Raw genomic sequence first — 25,073 nt, 5'->3', positions numbered from 1 at the left:
GTGACTCGAAGATGCGGTCGAGCGACCTATATAGCAGGGCATGCGCCCGCAAGACATCCTGCTGCCAACTGCTGACGGCCTGTGCTGCAAGCCCGGCGGCTTCCATATCGACCCCGTCCGCCCGGTCGAGCGTGCCTTGATCACCCACGGCCATTCCGACCACGCTCGCGCCGGTCATGGCGCCGTGCTGGCGACGCAGGAAACGCTCGACATGATGCGGCTGCGCTATGGCGAGAATTTTGCCGGATCGACGCAGGTCATCAGCTATGGCGAAGAGATCCGGCTCGGCGAGGTCAAGGTCAAGTTTCACCCGGCCGGCCATGTGCTCGGTTCGGCGCAGATCGCGGTCACCTGCAAGGACACCTGCATCGTCGCATCAGGCGACTACAAGGATGCGCCGGACCCCACCTGCGTCCCGTTCGAGCTGGTGCCCTGCGACGTCTTCATCACCGAGGCCACCTTTGGGCTGCCGGTGTTTCGCCATGGCGATGCGAGCGACGAGGTGAAAAAGCTGCTGGCCTCCGTCGCGCTGTTTCCCGAGCGCGCGCATCTCGTCGGCGCCTATTCGCTCGGCAAGGCCCAGCGCGTGATCGCACTGCTGCGCAAGGCCGGCTATGACGCGCCGATCTATCTGCATGGGGCGATGGAGAAGATCACCGAGTACTATCAGAGCCGCGGCATCGATCTCGGCGAGCTGCGGCCGGTGATGGGCATGAAGAAGGCGGCACTCGCCGGCACCATCACGCTGGCTCCGCCGTCGGCGACGTCGGATATCTGGGCCCGGCGCTTCCCCGACCCCGTCACTGCCTTCGCCTCGGGCTGGATGCGCGTGCGCGCCCGCGCGCGGCAGGGCGGTGTCGAACTGCCGCTGGTGATCTCCGATCATGCCGATTGGGCCGGCCTCACCGCGACCATCGCGGCGACCGGCGCCGGCGAGATCTGGGTCACCCACGGTCAGGAAGATGCGCTGGTGCACTGGTGCAAGACTCAAGGCCTGCGCGCGCGGCCGCTCGACCTCGTCGGCTATGGCGAGGAAGAGGAGAGCGAGCCGCCAGCTCCAGGCGAGGGCGAGGCATGAACCGCTTCGCCGAGTTGCTCGACCGCCTCGCCTACGAGCCCGGCCGCAACAACAAGCTGCGGCTGCTGCAAGGCTATTTCCGCGAGGTCGGCGATCCCGACCGCGGCTACGCGCTGGCCGCACTCACCGGCGCGCTCAGCTTCAAGCACGCCAAGCCCGCGCTGATCCGCGACCTCATTGCCGCGCGCACCGATGAGGTGCTGTTCGGGCTGTCCTACGACTATGTCGGAGATCTCTCCGAGACGGTGGCGCTGATGTGGCCGAAGGCCTCGATGGCGGCCCACAACAACCCGCCTCCCCCTACCCTCACCGAGGTCGTCACCACGCTCCGCACGCTCGGCAAGAGCGAGCTGCCGAAGCAGCTCGAGCGCTGGCTCGACGAGCTGGATGAGACCGGCCGCTGGGCGCTGTTGAAACTCGTCACTGGCGCCATGCGCATTGGCATTTCCGCGCGTCTGGCCAAGACCGCGGCCGCCGCGCTCGGCGGCAAGGATCCGCATGAGGTCGAGCTGATCTGGCCGGGCCTCGCGCCACCCTATCTCGATCTGTTCGCCTGGCTGGAAGGCCGCGCGGAAAAGCCTGTCAATCGCGACCCCGCGCCGTTCCGCCCGGTCATGCTCGCGCATGCGATCGAGGACAGTGATTTCGCGAGCCTCGATCCCGCCGACTACATCGCCGAATGGAAATGGGACGGCATCCGCGTGCAGGCGGTCGCCGGCCGCGACGACCATGGGCACATCACTGCGCGGCTCTATTCGCGTACCGGCGAAGACATCACCGGCAGCTTTCCGGATCTGGTGCCGTCGCTGCGCCTGCCGGGCGCAATCGATGGCGAGCTGCTGATCCTGCGCGAAGGGCGCGTGCAGAGCTTTAACGTTCTGCAACAGCGGCTCAACCGCAAGATCGTCTCGCCAAAGCTGATCAAGGAATTTCCGATCCATCTGCGCGCCTATGATCTGCTCGGCGACGACGAGAACGATCTGCGCGAGCTGCCGTTTGCTGACCGGCGCGAGCGGCTGGAGACCTTCATCGCAAAGCTTGGCGACCCGCGCATCGATCTCTCACCCACCGTCCCCTTCGCAAGCTGGGACGCGCTCACTGCTGCCCGCGCCGATCCCGCGAGCGCCGGCGCGGGCGAGGATGCCGACGCCGTCGAGGGCGTGATGCTGAAGCGGCGCGATGCGCCCTATCTGCCGGGACGGCCGAAAGGCCAGTGGTGGAAGTGGAAGCGCGATCCGCACATCATCGACGCGGTGCTGATGTATGCGCAGCGCGGCCACGGCAAGCGCTCGTCCTACTACTCCGACTACACCTTCGGCGTCTGGACCGAGAGCGAGAATGGCGACGAGCTGGTGCCGGTCGGCAAAGCCTATTTCGGCTTCACCGACGAGGAGCTGCTGCAGATCGACCGCTTCGTCCGCCGCAACACCACGGAAAAATTCGGCCCCGTCCGTCATGTCGTGCACGAAGCGGACAAGGGGCTGGTGCTGGAGGTCGCGTTCGAGGGCCTGCAGCGCTCGCCGCGGCACAAATCCGGCGTCGCCATGCGTTTTCCCCGCATCAGCCGCCTGCGCTGGGACAAGCCGCCGCGGGAGGCCGACCGGCTGGAGACGCTGGAAAAAATGCTGAAAGCGGACGAATCCCTACCAACAATTAAGGTTGCGGCGTCCGCCGACGGTCATTGACGGCCCATTGCGGGTTCCCCATGTCCCCCGCCGTGACCTATAATCGGGGCGAATCCCCACGAGGAGTTTGAGATGGTCCAAGACGTCAGAGATTTGCCGGCGGGCCACAGCGATGGCCTGCACCGCTTTCTCGGCGGCTCGCCGCTGGCGGTCGCGTTTCGCCTGGTGCTGCTCTCGATCCTGGTTGGCGTCGTGCTGGCGGCGATCGGCTTCGATCCGTGGAACATCCTCATCAGCATTCGCCTGCTGTTCCAGCGCATCTGGGATCTCGGCTTCGATGCCGTGAACTGGCTGTGGCGCTACTTCCTGCTCGGCGCCGTCATCGTGATCCCGATCTGGCTGCTGTCGCGCATCTTCGGTTCACCGCGACGCTAAGTCTGGCTCAGGAGGCTAGCGGCCGATGCAACTGCGTTTTGTCGGCTGCGGCGACGCCTTCGGCTCCGGTGGCAGGCTCAACACCTGCTTTCACGTCTCGGGGCGCGAAGCCAATTTCCTGATCGATTGCGGCGCGTCGGCTTTGCCGGCGCTGAAGCGGCTCGAGATCGAGCGCAACGAGATCGACCTCATCCTCATCACGCATTTCCACGGCGACCATTTTGCCGGGCTGCCGTTCTTTCTGCTCGACGCGCAATTCTCGCGGCGGACACGACCGCTGACGATCGCAGGCCCGCAAGGCATCGAGACACGGCTCGCCCAGGCGATGGAAGTGCTGTTCGAGCACTCCTCCAAGACCAAGCACCGTTTCGAGCTGAACCTGGTCGAACTCGTCCCCGGACAAAGCCAGAGCTTCGGCGCAGTCAATGTGACGCCTTACGCCGTCGTGCACGGCGAATCCGGCGGGCCGTTCCTCGCCTACCGAGTCGAGGCCGAGGGGCGCACGCTCGCCTACAGCGCCGACACCGAATGGACTGATACACTCATTCCGCTGGCGCATGGCGCGGACCTTTTCATCGCCGAGGCCTATATGTACGAGAAGGTGGTCAAGAACCATCTCAGCCTGAAGACCTTGGAACAGCATCTTCCTACCATTGGCGCCAAACGTCTCGTGCTCACCCATATGAGCGACGACGTGCTGTCGCGTCTCGACGCGATCGAGCATCTGGCGGCCGAAGACGGCATGGTGCTGGTGTTCTGACATGCACGCGCCCGTCCATCCCAGGGTCGGCTCCCGCCAGGTCTTCGCCATCGCCGGTCCCGCGATGGTCGCAAACCTCACCACGCCGCTGATCGGCGTGGTCTCGACCACTGCGATCGGCCGGCTCGACGATGCCGCTCTGCTTGGCGGTGTCGCGATGGCCTCTGTCATCTTCGACTGCCTGTTCTGGCTGTTCGGCTTCCTGCGCATGAGCACGCTCGCCTTCACCGCGCAGGCGCTCGGCGCCGGCGAGACGCGCGAAGAGACCGTGATCCTGGTGCGCGGCTTCATCGTCGCCGGCCTGATCGGCGGTGCGCTGATCGTGCTGCAACTGCCGCTGGCCGGCGTGCTGTTCGATCTGATGGGCGGCAGCGCGGGCGTGACGCACGCCGCAAAAACCTATTTCATGATCCGGATCTGGTCGTCGCCCTTCGCGTTCGCCAACTACGTCATCCTCGGCTGGCTGGTCGGACAGGCCCGCGCCAATCCGGCGCTCGCGGTCCAGGTCGTCATCAACCTCATCAACATGGCGGCGACGATCCTGCTGGTGCTGGTCTACGACACCGGCATCGCGGGTGCGGCGATCGCCGCGCTGCTGTCGGAGGGCATCGGCTTCGCCCTCGGCGTCATCGTCTGCCGGCGCTATGCCTATGGCGGCTTTGCCGTGCCCCGCGCGACGCTGTTCGACCGCGCCAAGCTGATGCGCCTCTTGGCGGTCAATTCCGACATCATGATCCGCACTGCGGCGCTGATCACCGTATTCCTGTTCTTCACCGCCAAGGGCGCGCGCGCCGGTGACGTGACGCTGGCCGCGAACTCCGTGCTCAACAATTTCCTGCTGGTCAGCGCGTTCTTCCTCGACGGCCTCGCCAATGCCGCCCAGCAGCTCTGCGGCCGCACTTTCGGCGCGCGCGATGCCAAGGGCTTTGCGGATTCGACCCGGCTGGTGCTGCTGTGGGGTCTCGGCTTCGCGCTGGTCGTCGCGGTGCTGTTCGCGCTGTTCGGGCCTGGTATCATCAACTTCATGACCGCGAGCGAGGATGTCCGCCGCGCGGCGCGCGAGTTCCTGCCGTTCATCGTGCTGGCGCCGATCCCCGGCGTGTTCGCGTTCGGCTTCGACGGCATCTATGTCGGTGCCACCTGGGCGCGCGAGATGCGCAATCTGATGCTGGCTTCGCTCGCGATCTTCCTAGGCGTGTGGTGGGCGCTGCAGTCGTTCGGCAATGCCGGACTGTGGTGCGCGCTGCTCGCGTTCTATGTCGCGCGCGGAGGGTTGCAGGGCGCGCGGTATCCGGCGCTGTACCGGGCGACGTTTTCTTCTCCTTCTCCCCGCTTGCGGGGACGAGACGAACAGAGCTCGCTCTGAGAAGGTCGGGATGAGGGGGAGTCTCCGCAAGGGCGGTGAGAGTTGGATTCGCGGAGAGTGCCCCTCACCCGGATTGCATCTTCGATGCAATCCGGCCTCTCCCCGCAGGCGGGGAGAGGCGAAGAAGCTAGATCCCCGGCCAGTCTTCCGCCGTCAGTGTCGCCGCATCGGCGCCGACAATTTCGGAGAGCGAGTCCCGACCCGTGCGCAGCAGCGTCGAGGTGAGATCGCGCTTGATCTCGTCGACGAGGCCGAGGCCCTTGTAGACCAGCGACGAATAGAGCTGGATCAGGCTCGCGCCGGCGCGGATCTTGGTCAGCGCCGCACCGCCGGAGTCTACCCCGCCGACGCCGATCAGCGGGAATGCGCCCTCGACGCGCACATAGGTCTCCGCGACCATGCGCGTCGACAGGCGGAACAGCGGCCGGCCGGACAGGCCGCCCTGCTCCTTCGCCCGCATCTCCTCGCGCAGCGTGCTCGGCCGCGCGATGGTCGTGTTGGACACGATCATGCCATCGACCTTGCGCGAGCGCGCGACCTGGACGACGTCGTCGAGCTGGGCGAGGCTCAGATCCGGCGCGATCTTCAGCAGCACCGGCGTATCGCCTGCCTTCTGCCTGACACGCTCGCGCGCGTCGATCACGCGTCCGAGCAGATCGTCGAGCAGCGCGCCCTCCTGCAGATTGCGCAGGCCCGGCGTGTTCGGCGAGGAGACGTTGACGGTGAAATAGCTGGCGACCGGCGCAAACGTTTCGATCAGCTTGACGTAGTCGGCGACGCGATCGGGCGAGTCCTTGTTGGCACCGACATTGACGCCGACGATGCCGCCATTCGCCGCGCGCGCGGCGAGCCGGCGCAGCACGGCTTCGGCGCCGTCATTGTTGAAGCCCATGCGGTTGATGACGGCCTCGTCGCGCTCGAGCCGAAACAGCCGCGGCCGCGGATTTCCCGCCTGCGGTTTCGGCGTCACCGAGCCGATCTCGACAAAGCCGAAGCCGAGCCGCAGCAACGCGTCGGGCACCTCCGCGCTCTTGTCGAAGCCCGCGGCCATGCCGATCGGGTTCGGGAAGTTGAGCCCGAAGGCGCGCACCGCAAGCTTGGGATCGTCGGTGCGCGGCTTCACCGGCGGCAGGAAGCGCAGGCCCTGGATGGCGAGGCGGTGCGCGTCCTCCGGATCGAGCCAGCGCAGCACCGGCAGTGAGAATGCATCGAAGGCGCGGATCACGGCGCAAGCTCCGGCGTGTCGTGGCCACCATCGGAGCGGATGCTGAGGTTCATCACCGCAAGCACGGCGCCGAGATCAAGCTCGCCATAGAGATGCGGAAACAGCTCGTCATTGCGCGAGCGCTCCCAGCGCAAGCCTGCGCCAAGCGCATCGCCGTCGACCTCGACCAGGAACAGCGCGCGCTGGCCGAAATAGTGCTTGCGCAGAGTCTCAGGCACCTGGCTCGCGGTCGAGAAATGGATGAATCCGTCGCGCACGTCGTCCGCGCTGCCCCGGTACACGCCCTGCCGTTCCGCTTCGCGCCAGGCCGAGGCCAGACAGATTTTGTAGATCTTGACCACCGCTTACCGGAGCCCTGTTTGCTCGCTGAGTCAGCTCTTTGACTCTCTTGGGGTTTTTCGTCTTGTACGGGTCTCAAAACCCGGCGCGACCGTAAAGGCCGCCCCTCCCGAACTCAAGACCTCAAGCCTTTTCCGCTCCGATTTCATCGGAACGGAGCTCTAGATTCTGGGTTTGACGCGTTTTCTGGACGCGAACCGCTATCCACTTCGCTTGAAAACGCTTTCCCCGACACCCCTTGCGCGAAAAACGGAAAACCGGTTGATTTGAGGATAGTTTTCCTGAGTTGCGACGGGCTGGACCTTCCATGGTCAAACAGGCCAAAGCGCAGAGGATGCTGACCCACGACCAGATCTGGGCCGCGCTGGACCGGCTGGCCGCGCGCGCCGGACTGTCGCCATCAGGTCTTGCCAAGCGGGCCGGGCTCGACCCCACCACCTTCAACAAGTCCAAGCGCGTCACCTCCGATGGCCGCGAGCGCTGGCCCTCCACCGAATCGATTGCGAAGGCACTGGCGGCCGCTGAAGCGTCGATCGAGATCTTTGCCAGGCTGATCGATGACGACAGGGGCGACGGCCGCACGATACCGCTGCTCGGCTTCGCGCAAGCCAGCGCGAACAGCGCGTTCGACGAGCAGGGCTCTCCGTCCGGCAAGGGCTGGAGCGAGATCGCGCTGCCGACCAGTGATGACATCAGCGCCTTTGCACTGGAGATTTCCGGGGACGCGCTGATGCCGGCCTATCGCAACGGCGACGTCATCCTGGTCTCGCCTGGCGCACCGGTCCGCAAGGGGGACCGTGTGGTGGTGAAGACGAAGGCGGGCGAGATGATGATAGCAACGCTGAAGCGCCGTACGGCGAAGGCGCTGGAGTTGCAGCCGCTCGATGCGACGCTAGGAGAACGGGCGATGGCGGCGGGGGATGTGGCGTGGGTCGCACGGATCGTATGGGCGAGCCAGTGAGGCGCAAGGCTGTCGCCCCGCATCCAGTGTCGTCCCGGCGAACGCCGGGACCCATAACCACGGGGAGAAGTTTTGCGAAGGGTAGGAGTTACGCGTTCTTCGGTACGAAGACCGCGATTCCGCGATAGATCACGCGGTATGGGTCCCGGCGTTCGCCGGGACGACAGCGGAGTGTGGAGCGGCGAGCAACTCGCCCTCACGCACTCCTGGCCAGCGCACCGTCGATCATGTTCACCGCGTTCTGCACGCCGTACACCGCGACGAAGGAGCCGAAGCGCGGGCCTTTTTCCTGGCCGAGCAGCACCTGGTACAGCATGTTGAACCAATCGAGCGTCACGCCCGGGCGACCGTCCTTACCCTTCTTGACCTGGTCGAGGAATGGTTCGCGGCGGCCGATCTCGTAGACGACGTTCTGGATGTCCTCGGCCGAGGCCTCCGCCGGAAGCTGCGAGAGCGCATCGCGCAGATCCTGCAACGCGGCGCGCTCAACCTCGGTCGGCTCGCGGAACTGCTTCGTCGGCGCGACGAAGTCGCGATAGTAGTTGATGGCGTAGCCGACCATCGCGTCCAGCTTAGGATGCGTCTGCGGCGACACGCCCGGACGATAGCGGCCGATGAAGCCCCACAGCGTCTCGGCGTTTTCCGCGTTCGACGACGACACCAGCGTGAGCAGCAGCTGGAACGTGACGGGCATATCGCCCTGCGGCGGCTTGCCGTTGTGGATGTGCCAGACCGGATTGCCGAGCTGTTGCTTGTCATCCTGCCTGGGGAAGCCGTCGATGAATTGCTGGTAGTCGTCGACCTGGCGCGGGATGACGTCGAAAAACAGCCGCTTCGCCGCCTTCGGCTCGCGATACATGAACAGCGACAGCGATTCCGGCGAGGCGTAGCGCAACCACTCGTCGATGGTGAGGCCGTTGCCCTTCGACTTCGATATCTTCTGGCCCTTCTCGTCGAGGAAGAGCTCGTAGTTGAAGCCTTCCGGCGGCGTGGCACCGAGCGCCCGGGCGATGGCGCCGGACAGTTTTACGGAATCGATCAGGTCCTTGCCGGCCATCTCGTAGTCGACGCCAAGCGCCACCCAGCGCATCGCCCAGTCGGCCTTCCACTGACATTTTACATTTCCGCCGGTGACCGGCGTTTCGACTTCCTCGTTGGTGTCAGGGTCGACATAGGTCACCGTGCCAGCCGCGACGTCGCGGCGGATCATCGGCACCTGCAGCACGATGCCCGTGGTCTTGCTGATGGGCAGGAACGGCGAATAGGTCGCGCGACGATCGGGCCCAAGCGTCGGCAGGATGATGTCCATGATCTTGTCGTAGGCGGCGAGCATCTTCAGCAGCGTCGCATCGAAGCGGCCGGACTTGTAATAGACGGTCGAGCTCGCGAACTCGTAGTCAAAGCCGAAATGATCCAGGAACGCGCGCAGGCGCGCATTGTTGGCGTCGCCGAACGACGGATGCTCGTTCGAGAACGGATCCGGCACCGACGTCAGCGGCCGCCCCAGATATTGCGCCAGCAGATCCTTGTTCGGCACGTTGTCAGGCACCTTGCGGAAGCCATCCATGTCGTCGGAGAAGGCCAAGAGGCGCGTCTTGATCTTGTCCTCGGTCAGCACGCGGAAGGCATGACGCACCATCGAGGTGCGCGCGACCTCGCCGAACGTGCCGATATGCGGCAGGCCGGAGGGACCGTAGCCGGTCTCGAACAACACCTCGTCCTTCGGGCTCTTCTTGAGCCGCGCGACAATGGCCTTCGCCTGCTCGAACGGCCAGGCGTTGGATTGTTCGGCGAGCGCACGAAGATCGCTCGGGGTCATGTTGGGATCGATAACGGACATCAAGGGGCCTCCGGGCCGCGGAAAATAGCGATTTCCGGGCAGAATGCAAAAGTTGGCGCGACGATCGCCGCTCTGACTCCCTCGCCCCGTTCTTACGGGGAGAGGGTTGGGGTGAGGGACTGCTTCCACAATCACGGTGAGAGCTGGACTCGCGGAGAGTCCCCCTCACCCGGAATTTGCTCTCGCAAATTCCGCCTCTCCCCGCAGGCGGGGAGAGGCGAGGAGGCTAAAACGGGCTCACCGAAAAATACTTCAGCCACAGGTCGGTGTAGCGGCCTTTTTCCCAGACGCGAAACAGGGCCCAGTTCAGGGCCTGGCGCAGCACGTCGTTCCCCTTGCGCACGGCGATGCCGATGCCTTCACCGAAGAAGCGGCTCTCGACGAAAGGGCCGCCGGAGAAGGCGCAGCAATCGCCTGAGTCGGTGCCGTTGATCCAGAACGCCAGCGAGATGGCGTCGCCGAAGATGAAATCGACCTCGCCCTTGCGCAAGCCGGCGCGAAGCGCGTCGTCGTTGGGATAGGCGTGCAGCTCGGCGTCGGTGAACATCGCTTTCAGATAGGCCTCATGCGCGGAGCCCGCGATGACGCCGACCTTCTTGCCTTCGAGATATTCGGGCCGGATCTCCGGCATCACCGCATCCTTGCGCGAGGCGAAGCGCGCCGGCACGCGGTAATACGGATCGGTGAAATCGACACGGGCGCGCAGCTGCGGGCTCACCGCCATGGAGGCGATGATCGCATCGCCCCGGTTCGAGGTGAGCGCATCGACCAGCGTCTCGAAGCGGCGCATCTGCACGGTACAGCTGACCTTGATCTCCTCGCACAGCGCGCGTGCGAGATCGACGTTGAAGCCAGCCGGATTGCCGTCAGCGCCGGTGAAGTTGAACGGCGGGTAGTCGGTCTCGGTCAGAAAGCGGATCACGGTCAGGCGCGACAGGTCCGGCCGCTCCGGGCGCCGCCGCGGATCCCAGAAGCCTGGCACCGCCTGGGGGGCGGCTTGGGGTGCGGTCGGGGTGGTCGTCTGGGGCGCCGCGGGGGGTTGCTTGGCTGGAGCCTGCGCACTAGCGCCGGACATGCTTGCCAACAGGCACGCGGCGACAGCCAGCCCCGTCAGCAAGCCACGGACAGATTTGGACGATTTCGCCTGTTGCGATGGAGCCATCGGCCGGAAATGAATGAATTTCGTTGGGATCGGAAGGCCTTATAGACCATCCGGCCAGGAACGCGAGCGCGGAATGTGGTTACTCCGCCGTCATGCCCGCCCCCTCAGAGATACTTCTTCAAATCCGCCGCCGCCTCTTCCGGGGTCCGCTTCAGGTTGAACGGCGAGACGAACCGGCCGTCGCGGTCCATCAGGTAGATCAGCGCGGTGTGATCCATGGTGTAGTCGCCGTCCTTGGTCGGGACCTTCTTGGCATAGACCCGGTAGGAGGTGATCACCTTGGCGGTCTCGGCGGGATCGCCGGACAGGCCTTCGAGATGCGGATCGAAGCTGGAGAGATAGTCCTTCATGGTCGCGGGCGTGTCGCGCTCGGGGTCGACCGAGATGAAGACCGCGTTGACCTTGTCGGCATCCTTGCCCATCGCGCGCAGCACTTCCGACATCTCGAACAGTGAGGTCGGGCAGACGTCAGGGCAATGGGTGTAGCCGAAGAAGATCAGGGTCGGCTTGCCCTTGAGGCTCGCCTCGGTGACGGCCTTGCCGTTCTGGTCGGTGAGCTGGAACGGGCCGCCGATCGCCGCCGGCTGCGTCACCTTGCTGACCCCGCCCATGGCCCAGAACAGCACCAGCAGGCCAACGACGAGGCTCGAGGCGAAGGCGGTCGCGATCACCAGCGGACGGGCAGTGGAGCTCATGAGCGGAAAACTTCCTGTCGCGGGTCAGAAGCAGGCCGCAAAGCCGGTCCTGATCATTTCGAAGAACACCTGGGTGCCGTAGTGGAACCAGAGCGCGAGCGCGCCGATCACCAAAAGCCCACCGACGCCGGCCCCCGTCCACAGCAGCACGAATGGCGTGCGCCCGGCAGTGGGCGAATTGTCCTGTAGCTGACGTACCGGATGCGCTGGTTGAGCCATGACAAGGTTCGGGGCGGGGGGCCCGGGTTCCAGCCCTTCAGATATGCCTTGGCCCGCCGGCGGGCAAGGCGCCGCCGGCGGGCCAAAACGATGCCGTTAGCCGATGTCAGTGAAGCAGCTGGCCCCGGGCGGAGTCGAGCTGATCAGATTGCGGCAGGGGCCGGCGCGACGGCTTGATCGCCGAGGCCTGCGCGTCGAGGTAACAGGGCTTGTACATCGCCTGAAGCTGCCTGCCTTTCAGGAACAGCATATGCGGCGTGAGGCCGCCGCGCTGTGAGATCCAGCGCTTCACCTGCGAGGGATACATCGCATAGAGCATCTGGGTGGCTTCGGGATTGGTGACGGCGCGGCCGTTGCTGCCGAAATCCCAGGCGGCGTGGAAGCCGAGGGTCGCGTTTGAGGTGACGCAGATCCGATCGCGCGGGATGGCGCCGAGGACGATGGTACAGGCGGACGCGCACAGGCCATCGATGATGACGGTGTCGCCTGATTGCCGCAGGTCCTGGTACTTGTCGACGTAGGTTCCGATCCGGCCGCCGCGGTCATCCGCGATCCGAACCACCGCGTGAGACGCCCCCATGCAAGCGATCAAACAAACCGCCGCAAGCAACCCCGTCAGAAACTTCATTGGCCCCCGCCCCAGTCGTTTCGAATCTGCGTGTCAGGTGGTGATGCGTGCCTAGCGTCGGTCGTTACCGTGGTTTTGTCTAGGCAGGCCGGCTCGATCAAAACAAATTCAAATCCAGTGTTGCGTCCGCGCTGCACTCAGGCAGCCTCAATCCCAAAGTGGAACAAGTTAACGATGCCTTACGCGACACGCCCTTGATCTCAGTTACGGCAACTGGCTTCAATTCCGGGCAACTACAGGGGGGAACTCATGGCCGGGCATTCGACCGAGCAGGCCGACGTCATTGTCGTCGGCGGAGGACTATCGGGACTGGTGGCGGCGACCGAGATCGCCGACGCCGGCAAGCGCGTGATCGTGGTCGACCAGGAAGGGGAGCAGTCGCTCGGCGGCCAGGCGTTCTGGTCGTTCGGCGGATTATTCCTGGTTGATTCGCCGGAGCAGCGTCGGCTCGGCATCAAGGACTCGTTTGAGCTCGCGATGCAGGACTGGCTCGGCACCGCCGGCTTCGATCGCGACGAAGATCACTGGCCGCGGAAATGGGCCGAGGCTTACGTCGCGTTCGCCGCCGGCGAGAAGCGCGACTGGCTGCGCGCGATGGGGCATCGCATCTTCCCCGTGGTCGGCTGGGCCGAGCGCGGCGGCTATGACGCGATGGGCCACGGCAATTCGGTGCCGCGCTTTCACGTCACCTGGGGCACCGGCCCCGGCATCGTCGAGCCGTTCGAACGCCGCGCCCGCGAGGCCGCAAAGAGCGGCCGCCTGGTCTTCAAGTTCCGTCACCGCGTCGACGCGCTGTCCGTCACCAACGGCACGGTGGACGGCGTCAGCGGCGCGATCCTCGCAGCCGATAACGTCGAGCGCGGCAAGAGCTCGTCGCGCAATGTCGTCGGCGAGTTCGCACTGAAGGCGCAGTCCGTGATCGTCGCCTCCGGCGGCATCGGCGGCAATCATGACCTGGTGCGCGCGAACTGGCCGAAGCGGCTCGGCGATCCCCCGAGATTCATGATCTCAGGCGTGCCGGAGCATGTCGACGGCCGCATGATCGGCATCACCGAGAAGACAGGCGCGCGGCTGATCAACCGCGACCGCATGTGGCATTACGTCGAGGGCATCCAAAACTGGAATCCGATCTGGCCGCGCCACGGCATCCGCATCCTGCCCGGGCCCTCCTCGATGTGGTTCGACGCCACCGGCGCCCGGCTGCCGGCGCCGCTGTTCCCGGGCTCGGACACGCTCGGGCAGCTCAATTACATCATGTCATCTGGCTATGATTATTCCTGGTTCGTCCTGACCCAGGCCATCATCAAGAAGGAGTTTGCGCTGTCGGGGTCGGAGCAGAACCCTGACCTCACGGGCAAGAGCTGGCGCATGACCTTGCGCCGCGCCACCAACAAGGGCGCGCCGGCGCCGGTGGAGGCGTTCAAGAGCCACGGTGTCGACTTCATCGTGCGCGACAAGCTCGAGGACCTCGTCGCCGCCATGAACAAGCTTGCCGGCAACGATCTGCTCAAGCTCGAGCACATCAGGACGCAGATCGAGGCGCGCGACCGCGAGATCGCCAACCCCTACGTCAAGGATGCGCAGGTGATGAACATCCACAACGCACGGCGCTACATCGGCGACAGACTGATCCGCACCGCCTCGCCGCATCGCATCCTCGATCCGGAGAAGGGACCGCTGATCGCAGTGAAGCTCAACATCCTCACCCGCAAGACGCTGGGCGGCTTCGAGACCGATCTCGACTCGCGCGTGTTCGGCGCCGAGGGAAGTGTCATTCCCGGGCTCTATGCGGTGGGCGAAGCCGCAGGCTTCGGCGGCGGCGGCGTGCACGGCTATCGCTCGCTGGAGGGCACCTTCCTCGGCGGCTGCCTGTTCTCCGGCCGCAATGCCGGCCGCGCCGCGGCGAAAGCGGTGGGCTGAACCATGCGGTGGCAGATGCGCATCTTGCTGCTTGTTGCGGCCCTCGCAGCACCGCCATCCGCATCCGCCGATACGATCGACGTCAATGGCACGATGCGCTCCTTCACCGTGCAATCGCCCACGAAGAAGCCGGCGCCGCTGGTGGTCGTGCTCCACGGCAAGACCCAGCGCGGCGCCGATATGATCGCGCGGACGGCGTGGCCGCAGGTCGCGAAGCGCGAAGGTTTTGCCGTGGTCTTTCCTGATGGCCTCAACCATGCCTGGGCCGATGCGCGGACAAAGGCCGGGCCCGAGCTGCGTGGTCCGCCTCCGGGCACCGATGACGTCGCCTTCATCGCGAAGCTCGTCGACAAGTTGGTGGCCGATGGCACGGCCGATGCCAAACGCGTCTATGTCACCGGCGTCTCCAACGGCGGCGCCATGGTGATGACGCTGGTCTGCGCGCGCGCCGATCTGTTTGTCGCCGGCGCCAGCGTGATCATGAATCTCACCGATGAGTCTGCGGTCACCTGCCACCCCTCGCGACCGCTGCCGATGCTGCTCATGAACGGCACGGCCGATCCGCTGATCCCCTATGAGGGCGGACGCGGATCGAGCTATTTTGCCGCAGACGGGTTCTGGTCAACCGAGACGACCGTGGCTTTCTGGCGCGAGCTCAATGGCTGCGAGACCGACGACGCCGATGTGACGGACATGCCCGACAAGGCGCCCGCAGACCAGTCCACCGTCACGCGGATTTCCTCGCGCTGTCCAACGGGGCACGACGTCGTGCTCTATCGCATCAACGGCGGCGGACACCGCATGCCCGGCTTTGCGCCGGATGCCCGTTTCCCGAAGGTCGCGACCGGCCTGCTCGGGCCGCAGAATGGCGATATCGACGGCGCCGAGACGATTTGGGCTTTCTTCAGCCGGTTTCGGTGAACCAGCGCATGCGTCGCCGGCCATTCATGCATGGCGGGCAACGCAAATGCGTACCGGGGGTGGCACAGCGCGGGGGGCTGCGCTAGACAGGGCCGCCATTCCCTGAAGGAGATCCCGCAAATGAGCATTCAGCGTTTTGAAACCGGCCCGCGCATGAGCCAGGTCGTCGTGCACGGCGACACCGTCTATCTCGCCGGCGTCGTCGCCAGCAACGCGGCCGGCGAAAGCGTGACCAAGCAGACTCAGGACATCCTGAAGACCATCGACGGCCACCTCGCCAAGGCCGGCACCGACAAGTCGAAGCTGCTGTCGGCCACGATCTACATCACCGACATGAAGACGTTCCAGGAAATGAACGCCGTGTGGGACGGCTGGGTCTCGCCCGGCAACACCCCGGCCCGCGCCACCGTCGAAGCCAAGCTGGCCGCGCCGCAGTACACCGTCGAGATCATGGTGACCGCAGCGAAGTAATTCGCGCAGCATCAACATGCGACCGGAGCGCGATGAGATTCTCATCGCGCTCTTTTTTTGCGGGCACATGATCTCCGAGGTAATCGATCCCTGCGCGCGAACCTTCGATAGTCCGCTCAGCCGAAACAGAACGGCGCCATCGCAGGAGAGCACCATGAGCGACCACGTCACCATCGCCCGCCGCTATATCGATCTCTGGAACGAGCGCGCGCAAGTTCGCCGCCGCGAATTGCTCAGCGAGTTCTGGACGACGGATGCAAGCTATGTCGATCCGCTGATGAAGGGCGATGGACGAGATGGCATCGATGCCTTGATATCGGGCGTGCAGCAGCGCTTTCCTGACTTCAGGTTCAGCCTGATCGGCGAGCCCAACGGTTACGGCGACCATGTCCGCTTCTCATGGGGCCTCGGCCCTGATGGCGTCGACAGTCCGATCAAGGGGACAGATTTCGCCGTGCTGAAGGACGGGCGGATCAGGAGCGTCACGGGATTCCTGGATCAGGTGCCCGCGGGCGCGTGAGGGACGAGCATCGCCTCAAACTCCGCTGTCGTCCCGGCCTTCGCCGGGACGACAGCTGTGATGTGACTCGTGCTCGGCTTAATCTACCAACCGATACGCAGCCTTCGCATTCACCCCGAATGCCTTCTCGCGCACGCTTGGCCCGAGCTTCGCCAGGCACACCTCCAGCGCGCTCTTGATCTCGCCGTAGCTGCCGGCGAGCAGGCACACCGGCCAGTCCGAGCCGAAGATCAGGCGATCCTCGCCAAAGCATTTCGCGACGTGCTGGACAAAGGGAAACAGCCGCTCGGCGCCCCAATCGTCCCACTTCGCTTCCGTCGCAAGACCTGAGACCTTGCACCAGACATTGTCGCAGGCAGCCAGCGTCGCGATGCGCTCGGACCATTCGGCGCTGCCGCCGTCGGCGATCGGCGGTTTTGCGGCGTGGTCGAGCACGAAGCGGGCTTGCGGAAAGGCCTTTGCAGCCGCGATCGCGGCAGGCAGCTCGCGGGTGCGGACGAGGAAATCGTAGGTGAGATCACGGGCGAACATTTCAGCCAGTCCGCGCCGGACGTCGTCGCGCAGCAGCCAATCGGGGTCGGCCTCGTCGTGGACCTGGTGGCGGATGCCGACCAGCTTTGAGCCGCCCGGCAAGGTGCGCAGGCGATCGATGGTATCGCCGAGCGCGGCGTCGGTCAGATCGGCCCAGCCGACGACGCCGATGACGGAGGGCGTGGCGTGCGCGACGCCCAAGAACTCCTCGGTCTCCGCGAGCGACGAGCGGCATTGCACCACGATGCTTGCATCGATGCCGTTCGCCTGCAGCAGCGGCGCCAGATCGGCGGGGCCGAAGGCGCGGCGGATCGGCGCAAGCTCAGGCGCCATCATCCAGGGGTAGTCGGCGCGCGCGGGATCCCAGAAATGCTGGTGGGCGTCGATGGGCATGGCTCACGCTCCGCCCGGCAGCGGCGCCCGGGCGTCCACGAGGTTCTTGGCGCGCAGCTCCTGCCAGAAGGCTTGCGGCACCGCGCGCTCCGACATCGCGATATTGTCGGCGACCTCGCTCGCGTTGCGCGCGCCCATCACGGCGACCGTCACAGCCGGATGGGCCATGCAGAACTGGAGCGCGGCGGCTTTCAGCTCGGTGCCATGCTTGCGGCAGAGCTGGTCGAGTTCGATCGCGCGCGACACGAGTGCCGCGCCGGCGTCCTCATAGTTGAACTTCGCGCCCGTGTGCGGATTGGCAAGGATACCGCTGTTGTAGATACCGCCGAGCAGAATGCCGATGTTCTTCGCAGCGCAGACCGGGAACAGCGCGTCCAGCGCGCCCTGGTCGAGCAGCGTGTAGCGGCCGGCAAGCAGGAAGCAGTCGACCGGGACGGCTTCGGCGAAACGCGTGAGCATTTCGCATTGGTTCATGCCGGAACCGATCGCCTTCACGGTGCCGTCGTCACGAAGCCGCATCAGCGCGCGGAAGGCACCATTGACGGCGGCATCATAATGATCGTCGGGGTCATGCACGAGCAGGACGTCGACGCGATCGAGCCCGAGGCGGTCGAGGCTCTCCTCCACCGAGCGCATCACGCCGTCATAGCTGAAGTCGAATTTCGGCCGCAGCGCAGGCGCGTCCTTGAAATGATCGTCCTCGACCGTCGTACTGTCAGGCGTGCGCAGCAAGCGGCCGACCTTGGTCGAGATCGCATAGGACTCGCGCGGCTGTTGCCGCAGGAAAGCACCTAGTCGTTCTTCCGCCAGGCCGAAGCCATAGAGCGGCGCGGTATCGAAGAAGCGGACACCTAGCGACCAGGCCTTGGCGACGGTCGCCTCCGCGTCCGCATCGCTGACCGCCGAGAACAGGCCGCCGAGCGGCGCCGAGCCAAGGCCGATTGAAGTGACATCGAGACCGTGAGCCAACTGCGTACGCTTCATTGCAATGTCCTTCCCATGCGCAAAAAGTAGCACTCCCTCCCCCGCGAGCGGGAGAGGGAGTGTAGCGCAGGAACGTTGGGCTGGTAACGTTCCTACTTCAACAGCTTGGCGACGTTATCCTTGGTCACGAGGTCGAGGCCGGTGTAGATCACTTCCGGAACCTTCTGGCCCTTCTTGATCGCGAGCAACGTGTCCATCGACTTCTCGCCCATTTCGAACGGGCGCTGGCCGGTGAGCGCGTTGGAGTAGCCGTCGCGCAGCAGCTCGAGCTGCATCTTCAGCGTATCGGCGACGACGAGCGTCAGCTTGCCGCTATCGATTTCCTTCTTGTTCTTGTTGACGAAGGCCTTGAAGCCCTCAGGCGCGAACATCGGCCAGCCGCCGACCGGAACGATCGCGGCGAGATCCGGCGTCGCGGTCCGCAAGTCCGTCATCTGCTGGACCGCAAGCGCGGAATCGTCGTTGCAGAAGGTCGGCGAACCCTGCACCTCGACCCACTTCGAGCCCTTGAGCGCCTCGCGGACGCCATCGACGCGTTCCGCAAGGTTCTTCGCACCCGGGCCACCGGAGACCATGGCGTATTTGCCGCCCTCGGGCCGGAGCTGCAGCAATTGCTTGCCCAGCGCAAGTCCGAAGTCCTTGTTGTTGGTGCCGATATAGGCGATGCGCTTGGAGCCCGGCGCGTCCGCATCAAACGTGATGACGGGGATGCCGGCCGCGGTCGCAGCCTCAATCGACTTGGTCATGGACGCAACGTCGGCCACCGAGATCGCGAGGCCATCCACCTTCTGGGTGATGAAGTCCTGGATGATCTGCGCCTGCGTCGCCGGCTCGTGCTCGATCGGCCCCTTGTAGATGCACTCGACATTGCCGAGCTCCTTGGCTCGCTTCAGGCAGCCGTCACGCGCCACGTCGAAGAACGGATTGTTCATCGCCTTGGGAACGACGGCAAACTTATAGGTCTGGGCAAGTGCCGGGGTTGCCATCATCGCGATGGTCACGCCGGCCAACAGAAGCTTCTTCATACTATTCCCTCCACACAGTGATGCCTATCCATTTGTGATGTGATGCCCCGGCAGGCGGATAGACGATCTTTCGTTGTCCTGCCGGAGTAACTGGTTAAGTGTTAAGTCATGCGCGAGCGAATGCGATCGACCAGCACGGCAAGGATGATGATCACGCCCACCAGCGTCTGCTGCCAGTAGGAGTTGACCTGCGCGAGCACGAGGCCGTTGCGGATCACCTCCAGCAGCACGCAGCCGACGATGGCGCCCAACGGACCGCCGAGGCCGCCGGCGAGGTTGGCGCCGCCGATGACCGCGGCGGCGATGACGTTGAGCTCGTAAGATGTCGCCATGTTCGCGGGCGCGGATCCCAGCCAGCCCGAGATGATGATGCCTTGCAGGCCGGCGGCGAGCGCGCAGAGCACATAGACTTCGATCTTCACGCGCACGACCGGGATGCCGGTCAATTCCGCCGCCTTCTCGTTGCCGCCGAGCGCGAAGACGTGGCGACCGAAGGTCGTATGATGCAGCACGACCGCCATCACCACGGCGAGGATCATCAGGTAGATGAACGGCGCGGGCACGCCGTATACGTCACCCGAGGTCAACGCGTAGAACAGATCCGCATCGGGCCCGCCCGGAAAGCTGCCACGGCCGTTCGAGACCACATAAGCGAGCCCGCGCACGATCGAAAGCATGCCGAGCGTGGTGACGAAGGGCGACAGCCCGAGCACCGCAATGCAGAAGCCGTTGATAATCCCGACGATGAACGCGGCGAACAGCCCGGCAAGCACCGAGATCACCAGGATCAATCCGGGCAAATTGGCGATGACCGTCTTGCCGTCCGCTGCCATGTGGACGAAATACGATCCTGGTGTCGACAGCTCGACCATGACCATGGAGGTGATCATGGCGGAAAAACACATCATCGAGCCGACGGAGAGGTCAATGCCGCCAGTGATGATGACGAACGTGATTCCGAGCGTTGCGATGGCGATGAATGAGAAATTCTTCGCCACGTTCTGCATGTTGCCCTCGGTGAAGAAGTAAGGGCTGGCAAAACGCATCACGATCATCAGCACCACGAGCGCCAGCAGGACGTAGCCAGTCTGCGAGGCAAATATGCCGCGGTGCCACCATTTGCTGCGGCCGACATTGGCGAAGGAGATCGGGTTTTCCATGGGTACGGACATTACGCCGCCTCCTTCGCGCCGGTAATGAGGGCGGTGACTTCCTCGGGGGACGTGTCGTGGATCGGCTTGTCGGCCCGCTTCTCGCCGCGGCGCATGACGATCACACGGTCGCAAACCGCGAACACGTCGGGCATGCGGTGGGAGATCAGCATCACGGCGACGCCCTGCTCCTTCAGACGGTGGATCAGGCTGAGCACCTGCTCGACCTGGCGCACCGAAATCGCGGCCGTCGGCTCGTCCATCATCACGAGCTTGGCGTTGGACAGCCGCGTGCGCGCGATCGCCACCGCCTGACGCTGGCCGCCCGACATCTGCTTGACCAGATCATGCGGCCTGGTTTCCGAGCGCAGCTCGCCGAACAGATCGAGCGCGCGTGCCGCCATCGCCTTGTGATCGAGCAGCGCGAGGGGGCCGAATTTGCGCTTGAGCTCGCGGCCGAGGAACACGTTAGCCGCGGCCGTCAGATTGTCGGCAAGCGCAAGGTCCTGATAGACGACTTCGATCCCGACGGCGCGTGCGTCGATGGGCCGGTTGAAATGGACCGCGGCGCCGTCGAAGCGGATCTCACCGTGGGTTGGGCGGAAGTTGCCGGCGATGATCTTGACCAGCGTCGACTTGCCGGCGCCGTTGTCGCCCATCAGGCCGACCACTTCGCCCGGGTGGACATGCAGATCGACGTCATGCAGCGCGCGGATCGCGCCGAACTCCTTGCCGATCCCGGTCAATTCCAGCACCGGCTGGCCGCTTGTGGAAGAGGTTGTCATGCTCGGCCTCACTCAGACGTACCGGTTGACGAGAGATTCGAGATATTCCTGACGGCCCGACCGCGGCTGCGGATCGAAGCCGGGGGCTAGCGCGCGATCAGAGAGATCGGCCAACGATCGCTTGCCTGCCATGATGGCCTGCCCTTCGCTATTGGTCCATCCGGCATACCGCTCAGTGACCGGCCCGGTCAGCGCCTCGGCGTCGAGCATGTCGGCCGCGGCGAGCAGCGCCCGTGCGCAGGCATCCATCGAGCCGACATGGGCGTGGATCAGATCGTCAGGGTCGATCGATTGACGCCTGATCTTGGCGTCGAAATTGAGACCGCCAGTGCTGAAGCCGCCTCCCTTGATCATGTCGTGGAACACCAGGGCCAGCTCCGGCACATTCATGGCGAACTGGTCGGTGTCCCAGCCGAGCAGATCGTCGCCTCTGTTGATGTCGAGCGAGCCGAACACGCCGAGCGCCTGGGCCAAGGCCACCTCATGCTGGAAGGAATGGCCGGCGAGGATGGCGTGATTCTGCTCGATGTTGAGCTTGACGTCCTTGAGCAGGTCATAGCGCTGCAGGAAGCCGTAGCAGGTGGCGACGTCGAAATCATATTGATGCTTGGTCGGCTCCTTCGGCTTGGGCTCGATCAGCAGCGGGCCCTTGAAGCCGATCTTGTGCTTGTGCTCGACGACGAGCGAGACGAAGCGGCCCAGTTGGTCGAGTTCGCGCTTGAGATCGGTGTTGAGCAGGGTCTCGTAGCCTTCGCGGCCGCCCCACAGCACGTAGTTCTGCCCGCCGAGCCGGTTCGTCACCTCCAGCGCAGCGCGGACCTGGCCGGCGGCATAGGTGAAGATATCAGGATCGGGATTGGTCGCCGCTCCCGCCATGTAGCGACGATGCGTGAACAGGTTCGCGGTGCCCCACAGCAGCCGCACCTTTGCTGACGCCATCTTCTTCTCGAAGATGTCACCGATCGCATTGAGATTGGCGACGGATTCGGCAAGCGTCGCGCCTTCGGGCGCGGCATCGACGTCGTGGAACGTGAAGAAGGGGACGTCGAGCAGGCGGAACAGCTCGAAGGCGATGTCGGCCTTGGCGCGCGCCATCGCCATGGCGTCGGTGCCGCGATGCCATGGACGGAGGAACGTCTCGCCGCCGAAGGGATCGCCGCCCGGCCAGCAGAACGAATGCCAGTAGCAGACCGCGAAGCGCAGATGATCCTCGAGCCGCTTGCCGCGAACGACGCGATCCTTGTCATACCAGCGGAAGGCCAGCGGATTTTTGGCGTCCTTGCCGCCATAGGCGACCGGGTCGGCTGCGCCGAAGAATTTTGGTAACGCGTTCACAGTGAAAACTCCTTCAGCGCGGGGTAGAGCTTGCGCCACTGGTGATAGGCCTCGTCATAGGCCGCAGTGCGCGACGGGTTGGGTGCGAAAGTCGCAAGGCGCCGCGGACGCGTGCAGACTTGCGCGGGATTTTCCGCCGTGGCGGCGAGCCGGCCGAGCCGGGCAGCGCCGAGCGCGGCGCCGACTTCGCCTTCCTCGACGCGATGCACGGGAATGCCGAGCACGTCGGCGCAGATCTGCGCCCACAGCGCCGAGCGCGAACCGCCACCGACGAGATCGAGTTCCGAGATGGCCGAGCTGGCACTGCCGAGCGCGGCAAGATTGTCGCGCGCGGCAAAGGCGACGCCTTCGAGCACGGCCTGCACGATTGCGTCGCGCCCGGTGGCGCCGCGCAGGCCGACGAAGGCACCGGCCGCGGCGGCATCGTTGTGCGGCGTGCGCTCGCCATCGAGATAGGGCAGGAACTTCACCGGGCCCGGTCCGGCCACGCTGTCGCCGAGCGGCGCGAGCAGCGATGCCGTCGGCGTCGCCATCACGCCGGAGAGCCAGGCGAGCGAAGCGGCGGCCGAGAGCATCACGCCCATCTGGTGCCAGAGGCCGGGCAGCGCATGACAGAAGGCGTGCACGGCGAAGGCCGGCGCCGGCGCAAACTTGTCGGTGACGCGGAAGATGACGCCGGAGGTGCCGAGCGACAGGAAGGCATCGCCCGGTGCGATCGCCCCGAGCCCGATCGCGCTCGCCGCGTTATCGCCGGCGCCGCCGGCAACGACGACGTTCTTTGCCATGCCCCAGCGCTGCGCGAACTCGCCCGCAAGCGTTGCGCTCGCCTCGCTGCCCTCGACCAGGCGCGGCATGTGGTGCAGATCGAGCCCGGTGGCGTGCAGCAGCAGCGCCGACCAGCGGCGATGGCCGACGTCGAGCCAGAGCGTGCCTGCGGCATCCGACATATCCTCGACCATCTCGCCGGTCAGGCGATAGCGGACATAGGCCTTTGGCAGCAGCACCTTGGCGACGCGCTTGAAAACATCGGGCTCATGCCCCGCGACCCACAGCAGTTTTGGCGCGGTAAAGCCGGGCATCGCCAGATTTCCGGCAATGGCATGCAGCGAGGGGCAGCGGCGCTCGAGCTCGACGCACTCAGCATGCGAACGGCCATCGTTCCAGAGGATCGCCGGCCGCAGCGGGTGTCCGTCAGCGCCAAGCAGCGTCGCGCCATGCATCTGGCCCGACAGGCCGATGCCGCGCACGCTCGCGACATCACCGGGATGAGCGGCGGCGAGATCGTCGACGGCGCCAATGGCAGCCTCGACCCAGGAATCCGGATCCTGCTCGGACCACAGCGGCTGCGGATGCGACAGCGCAAGCTCGCGCGCAGCCGTCGCGACAACCGCGCCAGCCTCGTTCACGAGCACCGCTTTCACACCGGACGTGCCGATGTCCAATCCGATAAACAAACGCGTCCCTCCCTCTTCGTTTTGAGCGTGGTCCGTCCGGAAACCATACTGTTCCGGATCACGCTGGCGCGGTGCACGATCTGACGTCGCGCTTTCCGCAATCACTCAACTCAACACACAACGCACCGAGCCCTTCGGCTACGGCAGATTATCCCGCATCAGGATGTCGATGCGAATCTTCTCCTGCTCACTCAAGATCGGTTCGTTACGCGCAAGCGACAGCAGCACGCGCACGGCGGCACGCGCCTCGTGCCCCGGATTCTGCGAGATCGCGACATCCAGCGTGCCCTGCAGCAACAATCTTCGCGTCATCGCCGTGAGATCGTGAGCGATGAAGACGATCTGCTTGTCGCGGCCCGCCTCGGTCAGGGCCGTGGCCACGCCCTGCGTGCCGGCGCCGACATTGTAGAGGCCGATGATATCAGGGTGCTTGGCGAGCAGCCGCGAGATCAGCTGCTGCGAGCGGTCGTCCTCGTCGCGCCCCTCGAGCAGGGGCAGGATGTCGAGGTGCGAAAACTCCGATGCCATCACTTGATTGAAGCCAAAAATGCGCTCGGCGTGGTCGCGCAGGCCCTGCGAACCCGCGATGATGGCGATCTTGCCGGACCTCTGGCCGACCAGCCTTCCGACCAGCGCACCCGCGGTGCGGCCCGCGGCGATATTGTCGATGCCGACATAGTGGTGACGGCGCGAGGACGGCACGTCGGACACCAGCGTCACGACCTTGATGCCACGATCGACCAGATCGTTGATGGCGGCGCGCACGCTCGGATGGTCGAGCGCGACGACGGCGACGCCGTCATACTCGCTCCCGGCGAGCTCCTCCAGCGAGGCCGCCAGCACCGAAGGGTCGAACACGTCGGTGATGACCATCTCAACGGCGAGGCGGCGGGCGGAGAGCCACGCCGACATCTCGCCGAGATAGGCCTGGATCTGCAGCATGAACGGGTTGGCACCGACAGGCATCACGAAGGCAAACCGGCGGGCGCGGCCGCGGGCGAGCTCGGCTGCGGCCACATGGGGCTGAAAGGCGTTGCGCGCGATGATCTCCTGGACACGCCGGACCGTGTCCGGCCGCACGCCGGGACGGTTATGCAAGACGCGATCGACCGTAGCCAAGCTGACACCGGCCTCGCGGGCGATGTCCTTCAGCGTCAGCGCGGCGGAGGCGGTCTCTTCGGCCATGACTGAAGGCTAGCAGAGGCGTTTTGAGGTGCGCAACTCATTTTGAGGGACATGACGGCATTTTC

25 protein-coding genes are annotated in these 25,073 nt (G+C 65.1%); 10 read left to right on the top strand and 15 right to left on the bottom strand.

Annotation, left to right across the window (positions count from 1 at the left end; genetic code table 11):
* The first annotated feature begins 40 nt into the window (after positions 1-40).
* The 5 genes from L6637_RS12615 (at position 41) to L6637_RS12595 (ending at position 5,264) form a co-directional block, all read left to right on the top strand.
* On the top strand, positions 41-1,078 hold the full coding sequence (locus L6637_RS12615; protein ID WP_237870794.1) for a ligase-associated DNA damage response exonuclease: 1,038 nt from the start codon (positions 41-43) through the stop codon (positions 1,076-1,078).
* Complete coding sequence (locus L6637_RS12610; RefSeq protein ID WP_237870792.1) at positions 1,075-2,763, top strand: ATP-dependent DNA ligase; 1,689 nt, start codon at positions 1,075-1,077, stop codon at positions 2,761-2,763. The genes L6637_RS12615 and L6637_RS12610 overlap by 4 nt, the downstream gene beginning before the upstream one ends.
* Before the next feature lie 72 nt (positions 2,764-2,835).
* Positions 2,836-3,138: a DUF6460 domain-containing protein gene (locus tag L6637_RS12605; RefSeq protein WP_212240614.1), complete on the top strand. Its 303-nt coding sequence runs from the start codon at positions 2,836-2,838 to the stop codon at positions 3,136-3,138.
* A 25-nt stretch (positions 3,139-3,163) separates the two neighbouring features.
* Positions 3,164-3,898, top strand: coding sequence for an MBL fold metallo-hydrolase (locus L6637_RS12600; protein WP_237870790.1), 735 nt, complete (start codon positions 3,164-3,166; stop codon positions 3,896-3,898).
* 1 nt (position 3,899) lies between these two features.
* Complete coding sequence (locus L6637_RS12595) at positions 3,900-5,264, top strand: MATE family efflux transporter (RefSeq protein WP_237870788.1); 1,365 nt, start codon at positions 3,900-3,902, stop codon at positions 5,262-5,264.
* 127 nt (positions 5,265-5,391) lie between these two features.
* Here the strand turns inward: L6637_RS12595 and L6637_RS12590 are convergent, their stop codons facing one another.
* Together L6637_RS12590 and L6637_RS12585 are read right to left on the bottom strand one after the other, a co-directional pair.
* A complete protein-coding gene (locus tag L6637_RS12590) occupies positions 5,392-6,489 on the bottom strand; it encodes a quinone-dependent dihydroorotate dehydrogenase (protein WP_237864129.1) in 1,098 nt (365 codons plus the stop codon).
* Positions 6,486-6,830 (bottom strand): DUF952 domain-containing protein, encoded by a 345-nt coding sequence (locus tag L6637_RS12585; protein WP_237864130.1) that lies wholly within the window; start codon positions 6,828-6,830, stop codon positions 6,486-6,488. The genes L6637_RS12590 and L6637_RS12585 overlap by 4 nt, the downstream gene beginning before the upstream one ends.
* A 305-nt stretch (positions 6,831-7,135) precedes the next feature.
* Between L6637_RS12585 and L6637_RS12580 the strand changes: the two genes are divergently transcribed.
* Positions 7,136-7,789, top strand: a complete 654-nt coding sequence (locus L6637_RS12580; RefSeq protein ID WP_237864131.1) for a S24 family peptidase — start codon at positions 7,136-7,138, stop codon at positions 7,787-7,789.
* A gap of 196 nt (positions 7,790-7,985) precedes the next feature.
* Here the strand turns inward: L6637_RS12580 and L6637_RS12575 are convergent, their stop codons facing one another.
* The 5 genes from L6637_RS12575 to L6637_RS12555 all read right to left on the bottom strand — a co-directional run bounded on the left by L6637_RS12575 (position 7,986) and on the right by L6637_RS12555 (position 12,333).
* Positions 7,986-9,629, bottom strand: a complete 1,644-nt coding sequence (locus L6637_RS12575; RefSeq protein ID WP_237870786.1) for a lysine--tRNA ligase — start codon at positions 9,627-9,629, stop codon at positions 7,986-7,988.
* Between the two features lie 226 nt (positions 9,630-9,855).
* Positions 9,856-10,791: a transporter substrate-binding domain-containing protein gene (locus L6637_RS12570; RefSeq protein ID WP_237864133.1), complete on the bottom strand. Its 936-nt coding sequence runs from the start codon at positions 10,789-10,791 to the stop codon at positions 9,856-9,858.
* A gap of 104 nt (positions 10,792-10,895) precedes the next feature.
* Positions 10,896-11,486, bottom strand: a complete 591-nt coding sequence (locus tag L6637_RS12565) for an SCO family protein (RefSeq protein ID WP_237864134.1) — start codon at positions 11,484-11,486, stop codon at positions 10,896-10,898.
* Positions 11,487-11,510: 24 nt separating this feature from the next.
* On the bottom strand, positions 11,511-11,705 hold the full coding sequence (locus L6637_RS12560; RefSeq protein ID WP_237870784.1) for a hypothetical protein: 195 nt from the start codon (positions 11,703-11,705) through the stop codon (positions 11,511-11,513).
* A gap of 106 nt (positions 11,706-11,811) precedes the next feature.
* Positions 11,812-12,333, bottom strand: coding sequence for a Clp protease/crotonase-like domain-containing protein (locus tag L6637_RS12555; RefSeq protein WP_237864136.1), 522 nt, complete (start codon positions 12,331-12,333; stop codon positions 11,812-11,814).
* 249 nt (positions 12,334-12,582) lie between these two features.
* Between L6637_RS12555 and L6637_RS12550 the strand changes: the two genes are divergently transcribed.
* The 4 genes from L6637_RS12550 to L6637_RS12535 all read left to right on the top strand — a co-directional run bounded on the left by L6637_RS12550 (position 12,583) and on the right by L6637_RS12535 (position 16,165).
* Positions 12,583-14,253: an FAD-binding dehydrogenase gene (locus L6637_RS12550; protein ID WP_237864137.1), complete on the top strand. Its 1,671-nt coding sequence runs from the start codon at positions 12,583-12,585 to the stop codon at positions 14,251-14,253.
* Positions 14,254-14,256: 3 nt separating this feature from the next.
* Positions 14,257-15,174, top strand: coding sequence for a CE1 family esterase (locus L6637_RS12545; protein ID WP_237864138.1), 918 nt, complete (start codon positions 14,257-14,259; stop codon positions 15,172-15,174).
* A gap of 120 nt (positions 15,175-15,294) precedes the next feature.
* Positions 15,295-15,645 carry a RidA family protein gene (locus L6637_RS12540; RefSeq protein WP_057742620.1) on the top strand — a complete coding sequence of 117 codons (351 nt, stop codon included), beginning with the start codon at positions 15,295-15,297 and terminating at the stop codon, positions 15,643-15,645.
* Between the two features lie 154 nt (positions 15,646-15,799).
* Positions 15,800-16,165, top strand: a complete 366-nt coding sequence (locus tag L6637_RS12535) for a nuclear transport factor 2 family protein (RefSeq protein WP_237864139.1) — start codon at positions 15,800-15,802, stop codon at positions 16,163-16,165.
* Between the two features lie 78 nt (positions 16,166-16,243).
* On the opposite strand, the gene L6637_RS12530 is transcribed toward L6637_RS12535, so the two are convergent.
* The 8 genes from L6637_RS12530 to L6637_RS12495 form a co-directional block, all read right to left on the bottom strand.
* The gene (locus L6637_RS12530; RefSeq protein WP_237864140.1) at positions 16,244-17,089 is read right to left on the bottom strand and encodes an amidohydrolase family protein; all 846 of its coding nucleotides are present in this window, start codon (positions 17,087-17,089) and stop codon (positions 16,244-16,246) included.
* 3 nt (positions 17,090-17,092) lie between these two features.
* Entirely contained in the window at positions 17,093-18,073 is a 981-nt protein-coding gene (locus tag L6637_RS12525; protein ID WP_237864141.1) for an aldo/keto reductase, read from the bottom strand.
* Positions 18,074-18,165: 92 nt separating this feature from the next.
* Entirely contained in the window at positions 18,166-19,098 is a 933-nt protein-coding gene (locus L6637_RS12520; RefSeq protein WP_237864142.1) for a sugar-binding protein, read from the bottom strand.
* Between the two features lie 101 nt (positions 19,099-19,199).
* A complete protein-coding gene (locus L6637_RS12515; RefSeq protein ID WP_237864143.1) occupies positions 19,200-20,270 on the bottom strand; it encodes an ABC transporter permease in 1,071 nt (356 codons plus the stop codon).
* Positions 20,270-21,034, bottom strand: coding sequence for an ATP-binding cassette domain-containing protein (locus L6637_RS12510; protein ID WP_237864144.1), 765 nt, complete (start codon positions 21,032-21,034; stop codon positions 20,270-20,272). Before L6637_RS12510 ends, L6637_RS12515 begins: the two co-directional genes overlap by 1 nt.
* 12 nt (positions 21,035-21,046) lie before the next feature.
* A complete protein-coding gene (gene xylA, locus L6637_RS12505) occupies positions 21,047-22,369 on the bottom strand; it encodes a xylose isomerase (protein ID WP_237864145.1) in 1,323 nt (440 codons plus the stop codon).
* On the bottom strand, positions 22,366-23,823 hold the full coding sequence (gene xylB / locus L6637_RS12500) for a xylulokinase (protein WP_237864146.1): 1,458 nt from the start codon (positions 23,821-23,823) through the stop codon (positions 22,366-22,368). The genes xylA and xylB overlap by 4 nt, the downstream gene beginning before the upstream one ends.
* A gap of 138 nt (positions 23,824-23,961) precedes the next feature.
* Complete coding sequence (locus L6637_RS12495) at positions 23,962-25,008, bottom strand: LacI family DNA-binding transcriptional regulator (protein ID WP_237864147.1); 1,047 nt, start codon at positions 25,006-25,008, stop codon at positions 23,962-23,964.
* Positions 25,009-25,073: the final 65 nt, after the last annotated feature.

It is taken from the genome of Bradyrhizobium zhengyangense, assembly GCF_022012435.1.
Taxonomy (GTDB): Bacteria; Pseudomonadota; Alphaproteobacteria; order Rhizobiales; family Xanthobacteraceae; genus Bradyrhizobium; species Bradyrhizobium zhengyangense.
This window is presented reverse-complemented; position numbering and strand designations above follow the sequence as displayed.